This window comes from Paraburkholderia sp. GAS206C (assembly GCF_050435645.1).
Classification (GTDB): Bacteria; Pseudomonadota; Gammaproteobacteria; order Burkholderiales; family Burkholderiaceae; genus Paraburkholderia; species Paraburkholderia phenazinium_B.
Map to the genome: position 1 here is coordinate 527,129 of NZ_JBNDKR010000007.1, position 18,939 is coordinate 546,067.

17 protein-coding genes are annotated in these 18,939 nt (G+C 61.6%); 6 read left to right on the forward strand and 11 right to left on the reverse strand.

From position 1 onward, the window contains the following. Positions 1–35: 35 nt before the first annotated feature. Entirely contained in the window at positions 36–2,318 is a 2,283-nt protein-coding gene (locus tag P3T20_RS22115) for an NADP-dependent malic enzyme (RefSeq protein WP_074262731.1), read from the forward strand. Between the two features lie 84 nt (positions 2,319–2,402). On the opposite strand, the gene P3T20_RS22120 is transcribed toward P3T20_RS22115, so the two are convergent. After that, the gene (locus tag P3T20_RS22120; protein WP_074262730.1) at positions 2,403–6,002 is read right to left on the reverse strand and encodes an indolepyruvate ferredoxin oxidoreductase family protein; all 3,600 of its coding nucleotides are present in this window, start codon (positions 6,000–6,002) and stop codon (positions 2,403–2,405) included. Between the two features lie 366 nt (positions 6,003–6,368). Between P3T20_RS22120 and P3T20_RS22125 the strand changes: the two genes are divergently transcribed. Further along, a complete protein-coding gene (locus P3T20_RS22125; protein WP_074262729.1) occupies positions 6,369–6,563 on the forward strand; it encodes a hypothetical protein in 195 nt (64 codons plus the stop codon). Between the two features lie 130 nt (positions 6,564–6,693). Here P3T20_RS22125 and hppD read toward each other — a convergent pair whose 3' ends face one another. Continuing rightward, a complete protein-coding gene (hppD, locus tag P3T20_RS22130; RefSeq protein WP_074262728.1) occupies positions 6,694–7,791 on the reverse strand; it encodes a 4-hydroxyphenylpyruvate dioxygenase in 1,098 nt (365 codons plus the stop codon). 125 nt (positions 7,792–7,916) lie between these two features. Here hppD and P3T20_RS22135 point away from each other — a divergent pair, with 125 nt between their 5' ends. Then, complete coding sequence (locus P3T20_RS22135; protein ID WP_074262727.1) at positions 7,917–8,435, forward strand: Lrp/AsnC family transcriptional regulator; 519 nt, start codon at positions 7,917–7,919, stop codon at positions 8,433–8,435. 137 nt (positions 8,436–8,572) lie between these two features. Here P3T20_RS22135 and P3T20_RS22140 read toward each other — a convergent pair whose 3' ends face one another. The 8 genes from P3T20_RS22140 to paaA form a co-directional block, all read right to left on the reverse strand. Beyond that, complete coding sequence (locus tag P3T20_RS22140; protein WP_074262726.1) at positions 8,573–9,241, reverse strand: GNAT family N-acetyltransferase; 669 nt, start codon at positions 9,239–9,241, stop codon at positions 8,573–8,575. A 241-nt stretch (positions 9,242–9,482) separates the two neighbouring features. Then, positions 9,483–10,088: a TetR/AcrR family transcriptional regulator gene (locus P3T20_RS22145; protein ID WP_074262725.1), complete on the reverse strand. Its 606-nt coding sequence runs from the start codon at positions 10,086–10,088 to the stop codon at positions 9,483–9,485. 14 nt (positions 10,089–10,102) lie between these two features. After that, positions 10,103–10,930, reverse strand: a complete 828-nt coding sequence (locus P3T20_RS22150; RefSeq protein ID WP_074262724.1) for a DUF1835 domain-containing protein — start codon at positions 10,928–10,930, stop codon at positions 10,103–10,105. Positions 10,931–11,080: 150 nt separating this feature from the next. After that, the gene (paaE, locus tag P3T20_RS22155) at positions 11,081–12,169 is read right to left on the reverse strand and encodes a 1,2-phenylacetyl-CoA epoxidase subunit PaaE (RefSeq protein WP_074262723.1); all 1,089 of its coding nucleotides are present in this window, start codon (positions 12,167–12,169) and stop codon (positions 11,081–11,083) included. A gap of 1 nt (position 12,170) precedes the next feature. Next, entirely contained in the window at positions 12,171–12,710 is a 540-nt protein-coding gene (gene paaD / locus P3T20_RS22160; RefSeq protein WP_074262722.1) for a 1,2-phenylacetyl-CoA epoxidase subunit PaaD, read from the reverse strand. A gap of 22 nt (positions 12,711–12,732) precedes the next feature. Next, the gene (gene paaC / locus P3T20_RS22165; protein ID WP_074262721.1) at positions 12,733–13,536 is read right to left on the reverse strand and encodes a 1,2-phenylacetyl-CoA epoxidase subunit PaaC; all 804 of its coding nucleotides are present in this window, start codon (positions 13,534–13,536) and stop codon (positions 12,733–12,735) included. 7 nt (positions 13,537–13,543) lie between these two features. Continuing rightward, a complete protein-coding gene (gene paaB, locus P3T20_RS22170) occupies positions 13,544–13,840 on the reverse strand; it encodes a 1,2-phenylacetyl-CoA epoxidase subunit PaaB (protein WP_074262720.1) in 297 nt (98 codons plus the stop codon). Positions 13,841–13,976: 136 nt separating this feature from the next. Then, entirely contained in the window at positions 13,977–14,975 is a 999-nt protein-coding gene (gene paaA / locus P3T20_RS22175) for a 1,2-phenylacetyl-CoA epoxidase subunit PaaA (protein ID WP_074262719.1), read from the reverse strand. 116 nt (positions 14,976–15,091) lie between these two features. On the opposite strand from paaA, the gene P3T20_RS22180 reads away from it, so the two are divergent. The 3 genes from P3T20_RS22180 (at position 15,092) to P3T20_RS22190 (ending at position 18,611) form a co-directional block, all read left to right on the forward strand. Further along, entirely contained in the window at positions 15,092–15,475 is a 384-nt protein-coding gene (locus tag P3T20_RS22180) for a DUF2628 domain-containing protein (RefSeq protein WP_254368717.1), read from the forward strand. Positions 15,476–15,601: 126 nt separating this feature from the next. Further along, positions 15,602–17,224, forward strand: coding sequence for an NAD(P)/FAD-dependent oxidoreductase (locus P3T20_RS22185; RefSeq protein ID WP_429287808.1), 1,623 nt, complete (start codon positions 15,602–15,604; stop codon positions 17,222–17,224). A 118-nt stretch (positions 17,225–17,342) separates the two neighbouring features. Beyond that, a complete protein-coding gene (locus P3T20_RS22190) occupies positions 17,343–18,611 on the forward strand; it encodes an SGNH/GDSL hydrolase family protein (RefSeq protein ID WP_074262717.1) in 1,269 nt (422 codons plus the stop codon). Between the two features lie 54 nt (positions 18,612–18,665). On the opposite strand, the gene P3T20_RS22195 is transcribed toward P3T20_RS22190, so the two are convergent. Beyond that, a partial coding sequence (locus P3T20_RS22195) for a hypothetical protein (protein ID WP_429287809.1) occupies positions 18,666–18,939 on the reverse strand: 274 nt, incomplete at its 5' end.

The window sequence follows — 18,939 nt, forward strand, 5'->3', positions numbered from 1 at the left end:
CCGGGCCCGATCACTTACGTCTCGCAGGCTAAAAAATGGACGAACAACTGAAGCAAAGCGCTCTCGCGTATCACCAGAATCCGAAGCCCGGCAAGATCTCGGTCACGCCGACCAAGCCACTCTCCAATCAGCTCGACCTCTCGCTGGCGTACTCGCCAGGCGTCGCCGCGGCCTGCATGGCGATCTTCGATGAACCGCTCGACGCGCAGAAGTACACCTCGCGCGGCAACCTCGTCGGCGTGATTACCAACGGCACCGCCGTGCTCGGCCTCGGCAACATCGGCCCGCTGGCCGCGAAGCCGGTGATGGAAGGCAAGGGCTGTCTGTTCAAGAAGTTTGCCGGCATCGACGTGTTCGATATCGAACTCGCCGAGAACGATCCCGACAAACTGGTCGAAGCGATCGCGATGCTCGAGCCGACGCTCGGCGGCATCAACCTCGAAGACATCAAGGCGCCGGAGTGCTTCTACATCGAGAAGAAGCTGCGCGAGCGCATGAAGATTCCCGTCTTCCACGACGACCAGCACGGTACGGCGATCATCGCATCGGCGGCGATTCTGAACGGCCTGAAAGTGGTCGGCAAAAAGCTCGAAGAAGTGAAGCTGGTTTGCTCGGGTGCGGGCGCCGCGGCGATTGCGTGTCTCGACCTGCTGGTGCATCTGGGTCTTTCGAAGAAGAACGTGCTCGTCACCGATTCGAAGGGCGTGATCTACGAAGGCCGCGGCAATCTGGATCCGTCGAAGGAACGTTATGCGGCGAACACCGGCGCGCGTACGTTGGGCGATGCGATTCGCGGCGCCGATGTGTTCCTCGGTTGCTCGAGCGCCGGCGTGCTGAAGCCCGAAATGGTCGTGGAAATGGGCACCCAGCCGCTGATTCTCGCGCTGGCCAACCCGGAACCGGAGATTCGTCCGGAAGAAGCGAAGAAGGTGCGCCCGGACGCGATTATCGCCACGGGCCGTTCGGATTATCCGAACCAGGTCAACAACGTGCTGTGCTTCCCGTTCATCTTCCGCGGCGCACTCGACGTGGGCGCGACGACCATCACGGAAGAGATGAAACTCGCCTGCGTGCGCGCGATCGCTGAACTGGCCGAAGAAACCGACCAGGGCGACGAAGTGGCGAAGGCCTATGAGGGGCACACGCTCGAATTCGGCCCGGACTACCTGATCCCGAAACCGTTTGACCCGCGTCTGATCATCAAGATTGCGCCGGCCGTCGCGCAGGCTGCGATGGATTCAGGTGTGGCGACCCGTCCGATCAAGGACATGGACGCGTATCGCGAAGAGCTCGGCACCACGGTCTATCGTACCGGCATGGTGATGCGTCCGGTGTTTGCTGCGGCGAAATCGGCGCCGGCGCGCATCGTGTTTGCCGAAGGTGAAGACGAACGCGTGCTGCGTGCGGCGCAGTTCGTGTTGCTGGAGAAGATCGCGAAGCCGATCCTCGTCGGCCGTCCGGCGGTGATCGACATGCGTCTGAAGAAGATGGGCTCGAAGCTCAAGTGCGGCGAAGATTTCGAGATCGTCAATCCGGAAGACGATCCGCGCTATCAGAAGTGCTGGCAGGAGTACCACGAGATCGGTGCGCGTGAAGGCGTCACGCCGGAAGTCGCGAAGGCCGCGCTGCGCAAGTTCAACACGTTGATCGGTGCGCTGCTCGTGCGTGTGGGGGATGCCGACGGCATGATCTGCGGGATGATCGACACGTACCAGAGCCATCTGAAATTCGTCGAACAGGTGCTCGGCAAGGCGGAAAACGTGCAGAACCTGGCGGCGATGAATCTGCTGATGCTGCCTGGCCGCAACCTGTTTATCTGCGATACGTACATCAACGAAGTGCCGACTGCCGAGCAACTCGCCGATATGACGGTGCTGGCTGCTAGCGAGATCGAGAAGTTCGGCATTACGCCGAAGGTCGCGCTGTTGTCGAATTCGAACTTCGGCAGCGTGCCGTCGGCTTCGTCGCAACGCATGGCCGAAGCGCGCAAGCTGATCGTGGAACGTGCGCCGGAGCTGGAGATCGACGGTGAGATGCATGGTGACGCTGCGTTGTCGGAGATGGTCCGCAAGGCTGCGTTTCCGGGCACCAGGCTGACAGGCGAAGCTAACCTGCTGATCATGCCGAACGTCGAAGCGGCAAACATCACGTACAACCTGCTGAAGATGATCGGTGGCGAAGGCGTGACGGTGGGACCGTTCCTGCTCGGCGCGGAAAAGCCGGTGCATATCCTGACGCCGGCCGCGACCGTGCGCCGGATTATCAACATGACGGCGGTGGCTTCGGCAAATGCGCGTGTGAAAGCGAACGCGCAATAACGGTCGCTGTTCTTTCTGATGGTGCGCCGCTTTTTGCGGCGCGCTTGTGAGATGCCCGCGTGCTGCACGGGCATCTCACCGCCATCACGCGGCGTGCTGTGCCTGGCTGCCTTGCGGCGTGCGCCAGCGACCGAGCAATTCCTGCCACTTGACCCGCACACCCTTCAGGTTGTTTTCCTTCACGTGTCCGTAGCCACGGATGCCGTCCGGCAGGTTCGCCAGTTCGACCGCCAACGTGTGCTTCTGCGCGCTCAGGCCGCCGATCACTTCACGCACCAGCGCCTCATACTCGCCGATCAGCGCCCGCTCGGTGCGACGCTCTTCCGTCTTGCCGAATACATCGAACGCGGTGCCGCGCAGGAACTTGAGTTTCGCAAGCACACGCATGGCGCTGAGAATCCAAGGACCGTACTTCTTCTTGATCAGATGACCGTGCGCGTCCTTCTTCGAGAAAGCCGGCGGCGCGAGGTGGATATTGACCTTCCAGTCCCCCTCGAAACTTGCCTTCAGCTTTTCCATGAAGGCCGGATCGGCGTACAGACGGGCGACTTCGTACTCGTCCTTGTAGGCCATCAGCTTATGGAGGTTCTTTGCCACTGCCTCGGTCAACGGCAATTGACCGTCGCCCGAGTCGAGCGCCGATTCCGCCACTCGCACCTGCGCCACCAGTTCGCGGTAGCGCGCCGCGTAGGCTTCGTTTTGCCACGCGGTCAGATAGTCGGCGCGTTTTTCGATCAGCGTGTCGAGCGCCTTCGGCGTATGCAGCGAGATGATCTTGCTGCTGGCGGTTTCCGTCGTCGCGGTGCGGCCTTGCGATTGCGCGATCTTGCGCACAGCCGCGAGGTCGTGTGCCGCACGGCGCCCCCATTCGAATGCTGAACGGTTCTTTTCAACCTGCACCGCGTTCAGTTCGATCGCACGCATCAGCGATTCATACGTCAGCGGTACCCAGCCCTTTTGCCAGGCGTAGCCGAGCACGAACGGGTTCGTATAGATCGCATCGCCGAGCAGCGCAACAGCGAAGTGGTTGGCGTCGATTGCGTCGACCCCTGCCTCGCCAGCGCCCGTGCGTACATCCGATTCCGCATCGGCGCCCGGGAATTGCCAGTTCGGGTTCTTGATGAATGCTGCGGTTGGCGTGTGCGCGCTGTTCAGCACGACGCGCGTGCGGCCCACCTGCATCCGCGAGACGCATTCGTCGCTGGCAGTCACGATCGCGTCGCAGCCGATCACAAGACTGGCTTCGCCCATGGCGATGCGCGTTGCGTGGATGTCGGCGGGCTGCTTCGCGATCTGCACGTGGCTCATCACGGCGCCGCCCTTTTGCGCGAGGCCGGTCACGTCCAGTACCGTCACGCCCTTGCTCTCGAGGTGAGCGGCCATGCCGAGCAGCGCGCCGATCGTCACCACGCCCGTACCGCCTACGCCGGTGACGAGCACGCCATACGGACGCTCGATCGACGGCAGCTCAGGCATGGGCACCGGTGGCATCGCCTCTGCGCTCGCGCCAGATGAAGCCTTAGGCTTCTTCAACTGTCCGCCTTCAACCGAGACGAAGCTCGGGCAGAAGCCGTTCACGCACGAGAAGTCTTTGTTGCAGGTCGACTGGTTGATCTGACGCTTGGTGCCGTACTCGGTATCCAGCGGTTCGACCGACAGACAGTTGGACTTCACCGAGCAGTCGCCGCAGCCTTCGCAGACCGCTTCGTTGATCACCACGCGGCGCGCCGGATCCGGATACGTGCCGCGTTTGCGACGGCGGCGCTTCTCGGTTGCACAGGTCTGGTCGTAGATCAGGATCGAGGTGCCGGCGATCTCGCGCAGCTCGCGCTGCACGTCGTCGAGCTGGTCGCGATGATGGATCGTGATGCCCGGCGCGAGACCGACGTTCGCGTGGTACTTCTCCGGCTCGTCGGTGACGATCACGATTTTCGCTGCGCCCTCGGCGGCAAGCTGATGCGTGATCTGCGGCACGGTCAGCACGCCGTCGACCGGTTGGCCGCCCGTCATCGCAACCGCGTCGTTGTACAGAATCTTGTAGGTAATATTCGCCTTCGAGGCTATCGCCGCGCGAATCGCCAGCAGTCCCGAGTGGAAGTAGGTGCCGTCGCCGAGGTTGGCGAACACATGCTTGTCGTTGGTGAACGGCGCCTGGCCAACCCATGCCACGCCTTCACCGCCCATCTGGCTGAACGTGCTGGTGCTGCGGTCCATCCACACGGTCATGTAGTGACAGCCGATACCCGCCATCGCCCGCGAACCTTCCGGCACATTGGTCGACGTGTTGTGCGGGCAGCCGGAGCAGAACCACGGCTTGCGCTCGACTTCGACGCGCGGCCGGGCCAGCGCCTTTTCCTTCGCTTCAATCACGGCAATACGCGTTGCGATGCGTGCTCGTACATCGGAAGGCAGGTCGAACTTTTCCAGACGCGTGGCGATGGCCTTGGCGATGATCGCTGGCGATAACTCGTAGTGCGCTGGTAGCAGCCAGTTGCCCATCGGCACGGACCATTCGCCGCCGGCGCCATCCTTCTCGTCGAATTTGCCGAATACGCGCGGACGCTGTGCGTCGGGCCAGTTGTACAGCTCTTCCTTGATCGCGTATTCGAGGATCTGGCGCTTTTCCTCGACCACCAGAATTTCTTCGAGCCCTTGCGCGAAACTATGTGCGCCTTGCGCTTCGAGCGGCCACACGCAACCTACTTTGTAAAGGCGAATGCCGATGCGCGAGCAGGTGTCGTCGTCGAGTCCGAGGTCGGTCAGCGCCTGACGCACGTCGAGATAAGCCTTGCCGGCCGTCATGATGCCGAAGCGCGCCTGCGGCGAATCGATCTCCACGCGGTCCAGCTTGTTGGCGCGCACGTAGGCGAGCGCGGCGTACCACTTGTAATCGAGTAGACGCGCTTCCTGGACCAGCGGCGGATCGGGCCAACGGATATTCAGGCCACCGTCCGGCATGGCGAAATCTTCAGGCAGCACGATTTTCGTGCGGTGCGGGTCGATATCCACCGAAGCCGACGATTCGACCACATCGGTCACGCACTTCATCGCGACCCACAGACCGGAGTAGCGGCTCATGGCCCAGCCGTGCAGGCCGAAGTCGAGGTATTCCTGCACGTTCGACGGAAACAGCACCGGCAGGCCGCAAGCCTTGAACATGTGCTCGGACTGATGCGCGAGCGTCGAGGACTTGGCGGCATGGTCGTCGCCGGCGAGCACGAGGACGCCGCCATGTTGCGACGAGCCGGCCGAATTGCCGTGCTTGAGCACGTCGCCGGAACGGTCGACGCCAGGGCCTTTGCCGTACCACATCGAGAAGACGCCGTCGAATTTGGCGTTCGGATACAGGTTGACCTGTTGCGAGCCCCACACGGCGGTGGCGGCAAGGTCTTCATTGACGCCGGGCTGGAATACGACCTGGTGTGCGGCGAGATGCTGCTTCGCCTTCCACAGCGACTGGTCGAGACCGCCAAGCGGAGATCCGCGATAGCCGGAGATGAACCCGGCAGTATTGAGCCCTGCGGCTTTGTCACGTTCCTGCTGCAACATGGGCAGACGCACGAGGGCCTGGATGCCGCTCATGTATGCGCGGCCGCGTTCCAGCGTGTATTTGTCGTCGAGCGTGACGGAATTGAGCGCGGCTTCGAGCGAGGCTCGCTGACCGGCGTCTAGCGGGGCATTCATTGTCTGTACTCCTCCAACCTGTTTGGGATCGCCAAAACTTGTTGGCCTCGGCATCTTGTGAATGCTTCGGCCGGGGTGGCCATATTGACGTGTTTTAAGTGATGGTAGCACTGGGAGAAACCCGCCGCATGGCATTAAAAATGCTGTACTGCGGCGCGAATCGCTACGGTGCCAATGACGTGATTGTGACAGTCAAGGGAGATGTTGAATTATTTCCAGAGCATCGTGTAACAAGCTGTAAAAGCTTCAATTTCCCGGAACCCATCTTGAAAACCCAGTCTAACCACCCACCTGTGCACGTGTCCGCGCAACGCTCCGCGGTTGGTGGAGCTTCACGACAAGCAGGCAGTTAGAAAAGGAGTACGCATGAACACCAGAAATATCCAGACCTTCCTGATGGTCTCCGCCGCATTCTTTGCGATGAGCGCGCCGGTGCGCTCCAACAGCGCGAGTACCCTCGCAAACGCGGTGGCTTGTACGGCGCGCGTCGCACCCGCTCGCATTGCTTCCAATCGTGCTACGCCTTCGAGCGAGGCCAGCGAGGACGAGCAGCTTTCGTGATGTATCGCTGAGGCGATTCGTCGATCCAATTCTTGCGGTCGCCTGAGGCTGGGCGGCTGCTGAAACAACAAAGGGCGGGGATCTTGCGATCCTCGCCCTTTTCTTATGGCGCGTTGGTGTTGGTCCGGGGCTACGCCTTGTCCTGCACCACGCCGCGTCGGATCTGATCCAACTCGATCGATTCGAACAGCGCCTTGAAATTACCTTCGCCGAACCCCTGATTCCCCTTGCGTTGAATGATCTCGAAGAAGATCGGGCCAATCTGGTTTTCGGTGAAGATCTGCAGCAGCAGATCTTCGGGCGCGCCGTCGATCAGGATCTTGCGCCTGCGCAGCTCGTCGAGCGGCTCGCCGTGATTTGGCACGCGCCGATCGACCAGTTCGTAGTAAGTGTCGATCGTATCGAGCAACGCAATCTTCGCCTCGCGCAGCCCGTCGACGGTGCGGTAGATGTTGTCGCTGCCGAGCGCAATGTGCTGAATGCCTTCGCCGTGATACGCGTCGAGGTATTCCTGAATCTGACCGGCAGTTTCCGAGCCTTCTTCGTTGATCGGAATGCGGATCTTGCCGCACGGTGAAGTCATCGCCTTCGACTTCACGCCCGTCACCTTGCCTTCGATGTCGAAGTAACGCACTTCCCGGAAGTTGAAGAGGCGCTCGTAGAACTCCGCCCATTCCTGCATGCGGCCGCGGTGGACGTTGTGCGTCAGGTGGTCGATATAGGTGAGGCCGTGGCCGACCGGGTTCGGGTTGGCGCCGGGAATCGGCACGAAGTCGACATCGTAGATGCCGATATCGCCGATGCTGTTCGGCTCCGCGCCATTCTTGCCACGCCAGCGGTCCACGAAATAGATCAGCGAATCGCCGACGCCCTTGATCGCCGGAATGTTCAGTTCCATCGGGCCGGTCTTGTTATCGAAGCCCCATGCGCCTTTTTCGAGCGCCTGCCTGTACGCCTTGGCGGCGTCCTGTACGCGAAAGGCGATGGCGCAGATCGACGGGCCATGCAGGCGCGCGAAGCGCTGCGCGAACGAATCGGGCTCCGCGTTGACGATGAAATTGATGTCGCCCTGACGGTACAGCGTCACGTCCTTGTGACGATGCCGCGCGATCGCAGTGAAGCCCATCTGTTCAAACAGCTTGCCCAGTGCCTTGGGATCCGGCGCGGTGTACTCGATGAACTCGAAGCCGTCGGTGCCGACGGGGTTGTCCCACGTTTGAACCTGCATATCTGTCTCCTGTGTCGAATGCCGCCAGTTTAAAGGGGCGTACGCGATGGAAACTTGCGAACTTAATCGTGATTGCGTAGGCTGGCGCTAGTTCATGGCTCAAAAATAGGGTTTGGTGGCAGAAGATGGCTAATATCGAGATGGATGTCATCGATCGACGAATTCTCACCATCCTCCAGGAGAACGGTCGACTGTCGAATCAGGAGATTGCAGAACGGGTGAGCCTCTCACCCAGTCCGTGTCTGCGGCGCATCCGGAGGCTGGAGGAGAGTGGCGTGATTCGCGGCTATGTCGCATTGCTCGACGCCCAGAAGCTGGGCCTCGATTTGCTTGCGTATGTAAATGTGCGGCTGGAAAAGCGCAGCGTCCCGACGATCAGCCCGCGCGGCGACGGCGCACCGGTGCGAGCGGGCGCGACGCATGCCGATCTGTTTCGCGCCGCGGTCCAGACCTGGCCGGAGGTGGTCGCCTGCCATGCCATGACGGGGGATATGGATTACCTGCTGCGCGTGCAGGTTCAGGACATGGCGCACTTTTCGCGCTTCGTGCAGGACCGGTTGCTGCACCATCCGTCAGTGATCGACGTGAAATCGAGTTTCTCGCTGGAGACGTTCAAGGAGACGACGGCGTTGCCGATTCTTTGAGCGGAGCAGATGATCGCGTTTAGGACATATTGGCTTGTTCTAGGGGAAATCGCGGCGGCAGCAAACTCCGGCGGTCAATAGCAAAAGGGCGGCTGAGCCGCCCTTTTGCTTATCCAGCGAGCTTGTACTTAGGCGATTCAGGCCGCCGCCGCAGCCGGCATGAACGATTCGAAAATCTTCGAAGCCTGACGCGCCTGGCGCTTCAACGCGTAGTCGAACACGGCGGCCTGTTCCTGCAGCATTTCAGCGATGATGCTCGACTGGTCGGCCGGCGGCAGTGTCAGATACGCATCGGCTTCGCCGTACGCGTATTCGATCTTCATGCCGGCCTTCTTCGCGATGTGCATCATCGTGGAGTTGCGCGACAGGCAGTGCATATAGAGCATGCTTACGTGCGTGTTGCGGCTGCGGATGGCGGCGCGCTCGAACAGCTTGCTGCCAATGCCCTGGCCACGCGTGCTTTCCAGCACCGATACGCCGAACTCGGCGGTGCGCTTGTCGCCCTCAACGGGCAGATAGGCGAGGTGGCCCACGCCAACCAGTTGCAACTGGTTGTCGAAAACACCGAACACGGTGTCACGGGTGAAATCGATGGCGCGCACGTAGTTTTCGATTACGTGGTCCGGCACGAGCTGACCGAAGCGCAGCAGGCGGTCGTCTTCGCCCAGTGCGAGAAAGTGCGTCAGCAGGCGTTCGCGGTCGATAGCGGTCAGCTCCCGCACCAGAGCATGCGCGTGACCGGCTGCCTGCGACAGGCGATCGGGTGTGACGATCGGCTCGGCGGCGCGAGTAGTAGGCGTGGTCATGGTTGGGTTCTCCTTTTGATCTAGCGGCATGGTGCACCGCAAGGTCAAATTCTATCGGAAGCGCAATCCCATAACTAGGGAAAACCCGGATATCGATTCGATGTCACGCTCTATTCTGTTGGGGACCTATTTTTATATATATGATTATTAACAGTTATTAATTCTGCATACGTCACATCATCAACTGTGGCTTGCAGGCAACCTTCGTCCCTGGAAGCTGTTGCATCGCAATATTTCGATGCTAATCCTTGGCCCGCAGTCCATGGTCGACCATGTCGACGACCTGTTCCGCGAATTCCCCGTAGCCCATCCGGCCGCCCGGCTTCAGCCAGGTGAAAGTCCAGTTGATCATGCCGAACACCATCATCGTCAGCGCTGTCTGGTTGTCGCGGTTGGCGCGTTCCGGATAGGCGCGCGTTAGCTGGCGCGCAAATGCCGCGACCACGTCGCGCTGGCGATTCAGGATGATCTCGCGTTGGGCGTCGACCAGATATTTGACGTCGTTCAGCAGCGCAACATGCCGGCTGTGAGAGTTCTCATATTCGGACAGAAACGCGCGGATCAGTTCGGCGAAGGTTTCCCGCTCGGTCAGGCCACGTCGTTGGCTCGAGCCTTCCACTTCCGCGATGATCAGCATCAGCCGCCTGGTGTAGCGGTCGAGCAGATCGAACAGGATCGCTTCCTTGCTTTCGTAATAGTGGTAGAGGCGCGCCTTCGAAGTGCCGCTCGCGGCAGCCAGATCGGCCATCGAGGTGCTTGGATAGCTCGTCTGCGCGAACTTGGCCGCGGCCAGTTCGAGGATCTGGTCGCGCTGGGTTTCGTGGTCTGGTGCGCGGGTGCGGGCCATGGTCCTTGGGGTCCTTAGCTGGAACAGGTGGAAAGGTCCGCGCGCAATTCCAGCGCGCGCCATGCGGAAGGATCGCCGCGCAGGCTCACGCGCCCGCTTGCGGCCAGTTCGCGGAAGCGCCAGAACACGAGGCTGTCGCTGACGAGAAAGCCCAGGTCGGCGACCATCAGTTGCGCGGCGATACGGGCGGCGGGTCGCCAGGCGTCGCTGGCGTATTCCAGGATGAGCGCGTCCAACTCGGCGAACGTGCCGCTTGTGAAGGTGTTGTCGCGCCAGCGGCGGGTTTCGCCGTTCGCCTGCTTGACCTCCTGCCATTCGAGGGCGAGCCGGCTGATGCGCAGCACCGAGATCGGCGCAACGTCCGGAAGCCGCGTCTGCAGGATGTCCGGCGCAAACATCCCGACCGACGTCGCGTGGTCTGGCCGGCTATGGGCGAAGGCACCGGGGTCGGTAAGGTCGCGGATCGAGAGGCGGACTTCGTTCAGGCGCTGAGGACTGTTGCGCAGGTGGTAGCAGACCCTTCGCAGGGTCAACTGGTCGGCCGCGCTTTCGGCGTGCCAGACGGCCACCTGCGTGTCACCGGCCACGAGTTGCTCCAGCAATGTTGCCTGTTCGGTGAATTCGCCCTGGAAATTGCGTGGTGCGCCGTCGTGTGGGGCTCCGTCCGTCACGCGTTGCCAGAATTCGGCGCGCACCTCGGGCGTGTCGTCGACCCCGCGCAGCGGACCGACCGCCAGATCGTCGCGCAACGACTGCACGGGATCGTCGCGCCCCGCCTGTCGCAGGGCGCTTCGCAGGGAGTCGGCGGCGACGTCGCCGTTAGTCAGGTGGATTGTGCTCATCAACAGCTCGTTGGCAAATCAGTCACAGAAAGGGCCGCGTGGCGAGCGGAACCGGGTCCCGATCGCGAGCGGCCCTTAGTGTAAGCGGATCGCGGGTGAGCTGAAAGCGCTCAGGCGTGCATCGTGGAAGATGTGCGCCCGCAATGTTGTCTAACGCTCATCGTAACTGACCACCACCCGGTCGCTCACCGGATGGCACTGGCAGGTCAGCACGAAGCCGTCGCGGATTTCGTGGTCTTCGAGCGTGTAGTTCTTTTCCATCCGTACTTCGCCTTCGAGCACTTTGGCGCGGCAGGTGCAGCACACGCCGCCCTTGCAGGCATATGGCAGCGCGAGGCCGGCCTTCAGGCCGACGTCGAGTACGCTCACGCCCTCGTAAGGCAGGCGCAGCTTGCGTTTCTTGCCGTCGAGGACGATCTCGAGGTCCGCCGCCGGCGTATCTTCGGTGATTTCGACGGGCGGCACGCCCGCTTGGGGCAGCGGCGAGCCGAACCTTTCGACGTGAACCTTCGCGGGCGGCAGGCCCGCGGCTTTCAGCGCGGCCTCGGCGGCGTCCATCATCGGTGCGGGACCGCAGATGAAGGCTTCGTCGATCACATCGGCTGGCACCAGGTTTTCGATAAACGCTGCGCACTTCTGCTGGTCGAGCACACCGTTGAACAGTTCGACGTCCTGCAGATCGTCCGACAGCACGTGATACAGCACGAACCGGTTCATGAAGCGGTTCTTCAGGTCTTCCAGATCTTCTGCAAACATGATCTGGTCGACGCTGCGGTTGCCGTAGACCAACGTGAAGGTGCTGCGCGGCTCGAATTCGAGGGTCGTCTTGATGATCGCGAGCACGGGCGTGATGCCGGAGCCGCCGGAAAAGGCGAGGTATTGCTGACCCTGTTCCGCGTTCAGGTGCGTGAAGAAGCGACCGTCGGGCGTCATCACGTCGATCGTGTGACCGGGCTGCAGGGTGTCGAATGCGAAGTTCGAAAAGCGGCCGCCCCGCACGCGCTTGATGCCGATACGCAGTTCGCCGTCGCGGTCGTAGTCGGTCACGCCGACGCAGATCGAATACGAGCGGCGCGTCTCCTCACCGTCGATGTGCGTCTTCAGCGTGACGAACTGGCCCTGCGTGAAGCGATACTGCTCGCGCAGTTCGGCGGGGACTTCGAAGGCGACCGAGACCGCGTCGGCGGTTTCGGGCCGGACTTCGCGGATACGCAGGGGGTGAAATTGCGGGGTGGCCATATCAGTAGGGTTTGAAATAGTCGAAGGGTTCGCGGCAGTCGAGACAGCGGTACAGCGCCTTGCAGGCCGTCGAGCCGAATTGCGCGAGACGTTCGGTATGGACCGAGCCGCAACGCGGGCACGCCGGGGCGGGGACTGCTGCCGTGCGGACGAAGCGGATTACTTTTTCCTGAGGTGCGTCGCTCGCGCAATTGCCGGTGGGCGGGGCGATGCCGTAGGCACGCAGCTTTTCGCGCGCGTCGGCGGTTATCCAGTCGGTGGTCCAGGCAGGGGCGAGGACAGTGGCGATGCGGTACGGCGTGAGCTGCGCGGCCTCGAGCGCGTGTGCGACGTCCTCGGCAATCTGCGACATGGCCGGGCAGCCGGAGTACGTCGGGGTGATGACGACTTCGAGCATGCCATCCGCAGCACGCCGGACGTCGCGCAGGATGCCGAGCTCGCGAATCGACACCACCGGAATCTCCGGGTCGGGTACCGCTTCTAGCGCTGTCCACGCGCGCTCCAGCGTCGGGTCCACGGTCGTGGTGAGGTTCGCGGCCATCGTCTTATGCTCCGTCCGGGGCCTACCAGCTCGCGCCGGGGTGCTGCCGCGCGAGGCTCTGCATCTCAGCCAGCACGTAGCCCATGTGTTCCGAGTGTTCGCCAAGCTTGCCCGTCGTGACATGCTTCACCGGTTCAGGTGACGTGAGCGTGGCTTCGTCGAGCGCGGCTCGTACGTCTTCTTCCCAGGCGCCTTGCAGATCGGCGGTCAGCGGACCGATGCCCGTTGCGGCGATGACTTCCTCAACCGCGTCCACGCTGAAGAACTCGCGCGTGTAGGGCATCAGGTAGTCGAGCGCGTCCTGCGCGCGGCGATGCGACTCATCCGTGCCGTCGCCGAGCCGGATCAGCCATTCGCCGGCGTGATGGACGTGGTAGCGCGTTTCCTTGATCGACTTCGCGGCGATGGCCGCGAGTTGTGCGTCGGTCGACGCGGTAAGCGCCGTCCAGAGATGCGCCATCAGCGTCGAGTACAGGAAATTGCGCACGATCGTGACCGCGTAGTCCTTGTCCGCATGCGCGGTGCCGGCGAGCGGCCCGTAATGCGGCAACTCGGCGAGCGTGTAGTTGGCGAATTCGCGCTCGGTGCGGAAATACGCGTAGTCGTCTTCGCTCTTGCTGGCGCCGGTGAGCGCATGCTCGAGCGTTGCGGCGTGCGTGTACAGCAGCCGCGCCTGGCCGATCAGGTCGAGGCTCATGTTGGCGAGCGCGATGTCCTCTTCGAGAATCGGGCCGTGGCCGCACCACTCGGCGTTGCGCTGACCGAGGATCAGTGCGGTGTCCGCGAGACGCAGCACGTAGGAAAGGTGTTGGGGCGTGATGTCCATGACGCGCTTACATGTGGTTGACTTCGTCGGGGAGCGTGTAGAACGTCGGATGGCGATAGATCTTGTCGCCAGCCGGTTCGAACAGCTCCGCCTTGTCCTGCGGGTCGGATGCGGTGATCGCCGAGGACGGCACCACCCAGATGCTCACGCCTTCCTGACGGCGGGTGTACACGTCGCGCGCCATGCGCAGCGCCATCGGCGCGTCGGCAGCGTGCAGACTGCCGCAGTGCTTGTGGTCGAGGCCCTGCTTGCTGCGCACGAACACTTCCCAGATCGGCCACTCTTTGTTTGTCGACTTGTCCATTCTCGAAATCTCCTGAATCTTTTGCTGTTGGCTCGTACCGGTCGGCAGCTATTAAATGCCTGTTGGTGCCTGTTGGTGCCTGTTGCTGCCGGACGCTGTGCCTGGTATCGAGCTAATCGTCGCTGCGTCGCTGTGCTTACGCTGCGTGCTGCTGCGCGCGTTGGCGCTGATTTTCCGCGTGGGCGAGGGCCGCTTCGCGGACCCAGGCGCCGTCGTTATGAGCTTTCACGCGGGTAGCGAGACGCTCGCGGTTGCACGGGCCGTCGCCGTTGACCACGCGCCAGAACTCTTCCCAGTCGATGTCGCCGTAGTCGTGATGACCGCGCGCTTCGTTCCACTTCAGGTCTGGATCCGGCAGCGTGACGCCGAGGACCTTGGCCTGGTCGACAGTGGCGTCGACAAATTTTTGACGCAGATCGTCATTGGAAATGCGCTTGATGCCCCATTTCGACGATTGATTGCTGTGGATCGAATCCTTGTCGCTCGGGCCGAACATCATCAGCACCGGCCACCACCAGCGGTTCACCGCCTGCTGGACCATCTCGCGCTGGGCTTCGGTGCCGCTCATCATCGACAGCAGCGCGTCGAATCCCTGGCGCTGGTGGAACGACTCCTCCTTGCAGATGCGGATCATCGCCCGGGCGTATGGGCCGTAGGTGCAGCGGCACAGCGGGATCTGGTTCATGATCGCCGCGCCGTCGACCAGCCAGCCGATCACGCCGACATCCGCCCACGTGGGTGTCGGATAATTGAAAATGCTCGAATATTTGGCTTTGCCGGCGTGCAGGGCGTCGATCAGCTGATCGCGTGAAACCGCGAGCGTCTCTGCCGCGCTATATAGATAGAGACCGTGGCCCGCCTCGTCCTGCACCTTGGCGAGCAGAATTGCCTTGCGCTTCAGACTCGGCGCGCGGGTAATCCAGTTGCCTTCGGGCAGCATGCCGACGATTTCCGAATGCGCGTGCTGTGAAATCTGACGCACGAGCGTTTTACGATAGGCATCGGGCATCCAGTCTTGCGGTTCGATCTTGCCGTCGGCGGCCATGACCGCATCGAAACGCGCCTGTTCGGGCGAGCCGGCGGCACCATCTAGCGGCGCAACGTTGCCTGATATGTCGAGGGATTGCGTGTACATGGCGAGCACTCTCGTCCAAAGTTGTCCGTGGGTGAAGTATAAACCAACCGACCGGTCGGTTAATGATTTTTTTGAGATTGATTGAGGGTGGGTTCGGACGGTTTAGATAGGGTACGGTGGAGGCCGGCACGGCGCGTGAGTTTGCGAAGATTAATCTCAAGGACGAAAGAGAAATGGCGGAGCGGATCTATTTGCAACATCCCACGAGGACTGAAACGGTCGAAGTGAGTACTGGCTTTAGCTGGTCGGCGTTTCTGCTGGGTTTTGTCTGGGCACTCATGAAGCGCATGTGGCTGGTCGCGCTGGTGCTGCTGGCGGTGGATCTGGCGATTGGCCTGATCGGGTTCGCAGGCGTCACCGCCGATGTGGTCAGCCTGGTGCTGAGTATCGTGTTTGCGATTTACTGCGGTATGAATGCCAACCAGTGGTACCGCCGCGACCTGGAACGCAAAGGTTACGTGATCAAAGGTCCGGGGCCTGAAACAGGGGTGCTGCGATAGCGGTGCTCCGGTCCGAAATAACGCCTTTGGACGGTTCTAGCTCAACCGTTGCTGGCCTAGCCCGCTGCAGAACCTATAAAATCGCGGATTGGCTGCAATTTTGCGCCCCCTGCATTCCTGGTTCCCATGTTACGTCTAAGCGAAGTCAAACTCCCGCTCGATCACCCCGATAGCGCTCTCGATGCCGCCGTTCTCGCGCGCCTCGCCGAGCTGGGCGTACCGCCTGACGGACTCGTCCGTTACACCGTGTTCCGTCGCGCACACGACGCGCGCAAGCGCGCCGATATCAAGCTGACGTATATCGTCGATGTCGAGGTGAAGGATGAAGCGGCCGCTTTGAAACGCCTCGCGAGCGTGCCTCACTGCGCCGTGACACCGGACATGGCGTACCGCTTTGTCGCGAAGGCGCCCGAGCGTATGACGGCGCCGCGGCCGGTGGTGATCGGCATGGGACCGTGTGGGCTGTTCGCTGGGTTGATCCTCGCCCAGATGGGTTTTCGCCCTATTATTCTCGAGCGCGGCAAGGCTGTTCGTGAGCGTACTAAAGATACGTTCGGGCTGTGGCGCAAGTCCGTGCTCAATCCCGAATCCAATGTGCAGTTCGGTGAAGGTGGAGCCGGCACATTCTCGGACGGCAAGCTCTACAGCCAGATCAAGGATCCGCATCACTACGGCCGCAAGGTGCTCGAGGAGTTCGTGAAAGCGGGTGCGCCGGAAGACGTTCTCTATCTGAGCAGGCCGCATATCGGCACTTTTCGTCTGGTCAGCATGGTGGAGAAGATGCGCGCCACCATTCATGAACTCGGCGGCGAAGTGCGGTTTGAGACGCGCGTCGAGGATATTGAGATCGAGCAGGGCAAGGTGCGTGCTCTGCAGTTGTCCAATGGTGAAACACTACCGTGCGACCACGTGGTGCTCGCAGTCGGTCACAGCGCGCGCGACACCTTCGAAATGCTGCACAAGCGCGGCGTTTACATTGAAGCGAAGCCGTTTTCGCTCGGGTTCCGGATTGAACATCCGCAAGGGATGATCGACCGCAGCCGCTTTGGCAAGTTTGCCGGGCACAAGCAACTGGGCGCCGCTGATTACAAGGTGGTGCATCACTGCAGCAACGGCCGGGCGGTGTATAGCTTCTGCATGTGTCCTGGTGGCACGGTGGTCGCGGCGACTTCGGAGCCGGGCCGCGTGGTTACCAACGGGATGAGCCAGTATTCCCGGGCGGAGCGCAACGCCAATGCCGGCATCGTGGTTGGCATTACGCCGGAGGATTATCCGGGCGGGCCGCTTGCCGGCATCGCGTTTCAGCGCAAATGGGAAGAGCGGGCGTTCGAACTGGGCGGCAGCAATTACTGCGCGCCGGGCCAGCGGGTGGGCGACTTCATTGCCGGCCGGCCGTCTACGTCGCTCGGTTCGGTTGTCCCCTCCTATAAACCAGGCGTCCATCCGACCGATCTCAGCACGGCGCTGCCCGACTATGTCATCGAGGCCATCCGCGAAGCACTGCCGCAACTCGACCGCAAGATCGCCGGTTTCGCTATGGACGATGCAGTGTTGACCGGGGTGGAGACGCGCACGTCGTCGCCGATCCGGATTCGCCGCAAAGACGATTATCAGAGCATGAATGTGGAAGGGCTCTATCCAGCCGGCGAGGGCGCGGGTTACGCCGGCGGGATTTATTCTGCGGCGATCGACGGAATTGAAGTGGCGCAAGCATTGGCGTTGGACATGACGGCGGGCGCTGCTCACTGAGCTTGCGTTGCCTTGCTCGCGAAGGCGCGGGCGGTGTGATCGGGATGTTTGTTCGCGCCGGCCACCCGTCGCAATCGATCGGGCACAATGGGCGCTTTGCTTTTTGCCCACGAACCGAATGACCCTCCGTACTCTGGCCGCTGTGTGCGGCGCTGTTCTGCTTGTTCAATTCGCCGTCGCACCAGCAGCGATTGCCGCGGATGCTCCTACGCACTGGGTGTCCGCATGGGCGACCGCCCTTCAGTCGATTCCCCAGCAGGCTAACCTGCCGCCGCTGTACAGGGCGCCGGAGGTCGCTGGGCGGACGGTCCGGCAAATCGTGTATCCGACTCTTTCGGGTCGCGCCGTCCGGGTTCACCTCAGCAACGAATATGGAAAGACGCCGTTGGTGATCCAGGATTTGCGGATCGCGAGTTCGGCGGGTGGCGCGGCCACACAAGCGAACGGCGGCGCCAAGGTGACGTTTGGCGGGAAAGCCTCTGTAACAGTGCCACCCGGCAGTGAACTGGATAGCGATGCGGCCGAGGTCGATATTGTCGCCGGTGCGCCGTATGCGATCAGCTCGTACATGGGGGCGGATCAAAATCTCGTGGCGTGGCATCGCGTGTCGAATCAGGTGAATTACGTCTCGCTACCTGGCAATCACACTGATGACTCTATGTCAGGAGCATTTCATCAGCGATTCACCCAGTTTGTGTGGGTGACGGGGTTGTCCGTGGAGGCGCCGTCGGCAGCCGCGGTTGCTACGATCGGCGATTCCATTACCGATGGCATGCGGTCTAGCTTGAATGAAAACCACCGTTGGCCGGATGCTTTCGCGCGCCGGTTGACTCAGGCAGGGGACCGGTCGACTTCGGTCGTCAATCTAGGGATCAGCGGCAACCGTCTGCTTAACGATTCGCCCTGCTATGGCGAGGCGCTCGTTAAACGTTTCAGCCGGGATGTGCTGGAGCGACCGGGCGTGAAAGTGGCGATCCTGCTGATCGGCATCAATGACATCAATTTCTCTTCGATGCCGCCGCGCGCCGGGCTTGATTGCGATTATCCGCATACGTCTGTGAATGCCGAGGACCTGATCGACGGCTACAAGCGGGTGATTGCCGAGGCGCATCGTCGTGGCGTGCGCGTGTTCGGTGCGACGCTCACGCCTGCCTCGCTGCCACCACAGCGCGAAAGCATACGGCTGGCGGCGAATCAATGGATCAGGACCGCGGGAGCGTTCGACGGTGTGGTCGATTTCGATGCTGCGCTGCGCGATCCCACCCAGCCTGCGCGTTTGCAGGAGGGGTATGACAGTGGCGACCACATCCATCCGAGCGATGCAGGTTACGCGGCAATGGCTCAGGCGATTCCGCTCGATGCGGTAGTAAATTCGACTCGAAAGTGACTCGCCAAAAAAATATTTCCGTCAAACCCTTGTCATACGGCCATTGCTCACCTACTATTCGGCTCCTCGTTCACGGACGAGCGCCGCTGCGGAAACCAGTGGCCGTAGCGTCAACAAGGTTTTAAGCGGAAGCGAAAAAATGTTGTTGACGAAGCGAAAAAGATTCTTCATAATCTCGTTTCTCTGCTGCTGATGCAGCGACGCAGAACGAAGCGGTACCGAAGGGTTGTGAGGGTGATGCAACGCGGTGCCGGTTTGGTGGTGAATGCGTAACCGATCTTTAAAAATTAACAGCCGATAAGTGTGGGCGCTTGATGGCGACGCGGCG

Bases quoted from the DNA above. Each gene is read 5' to 3' on its own strand.
- P3T20_RS22115 (WP_074262731.1), top strand. From the start codon at position 36: ATGGACGAACAACTGAAGCAAAGCGCTCTCGCGTATCACCAGAATCCG.
- P3T20_RS22120 (WP_074262730.1), bottom strand. From the start codon at position 6,002: ATGAATGCCCCGCTAGACGCCGGTCAGCGAGCCTCGCTCGAAGCCGCG.
- P3T20_RS22125 (WP_074262729.1), top strand. From the start codon at position 6,369: ATGAACACCAGAAATATCCAGACCTTCCTGATGGTCTCCGCCGCATTC.
- hppD (WP_074262728.1), bottom strand. From the start codon at position 7,791: ATGCAGGTTCAAACGTGGGACAACCCCGTCGGCACCGACGGCTTCGAG.
- P3T20_RS22135 (WP_074262727.1), top strand. From the start codon at position 7,917: ATGGCTAATATCGAGATGGATGTCATCGATCGACGAATTCTCACCATC.
- P3T20_RS22140 (WP_074262726.1), bottom strand. From the start codon at position 9,241: ATGACCACGCCTACTACTCGCGCCGCCGAGCCGATCGTCACACCCGAT.
- P3T20_RS22145 (WP_074262725.1), bottom strand. From the start codon at position 10,088: ATGGCCCGCACCCGCGCACCAGACCACGAAACCCAGCGCGACCAGATC.
- P3T20_RS22150 (WP_074262724.1), bottom strand. From the start codon at position 10,930: ATGAGCACAATCCACCTGACTAACGGCGACGTCGCCGCCGACTCCCTG.
- paaE (WP_074262723.1), bottom strand. From the start codon at position 12,169: ATGGCCACCCCGCAATTTCACCCCCTGCGTATCCGCGAAGTCCGGCCC.
- paaD (WP_074262722.1), bottom strand. From the start codon at position 12,710: ATGGCCGCGAACCTCACCACGACCGTGGACCCGACGCTGGAGCGCGCG.
- paaC (WP_074262721.1), bottom strand. From the start codon at position 13,536: ATGGACATCACGCCCCAACACCTTTCCTACGTGCTGCGTCTCGCGGAC.
- paaB (WP_074262720.1), bottom strand. From the start codon at position 13,840: ATGGACAAGTCGACAAACAAAGAGTGGCCGATCTGGGAAGTGTTCGTG.
- paaA (WP_074262719.1), bottom strand. From the start codon at position 14,975: ATGTACACGCAATCCCTCGACATATCAGGCAACGTTGCGCCGCTAGAT.
- P3T20_RS22185 (WP_429287808.1), top strand. From the start codon at position 15,602: ATGTTACGTCTAAGCGAAGTCAAACTCCCGCTCGATCACCCCGATAGC.
- P3T20_RS22190 (WP_074262717.1), top strand. From the start codon at position 17,343: ATGACCCTCCGTACTCTGGCCGCTGTGTGCGGCGCTGTTCTGCTTGTT.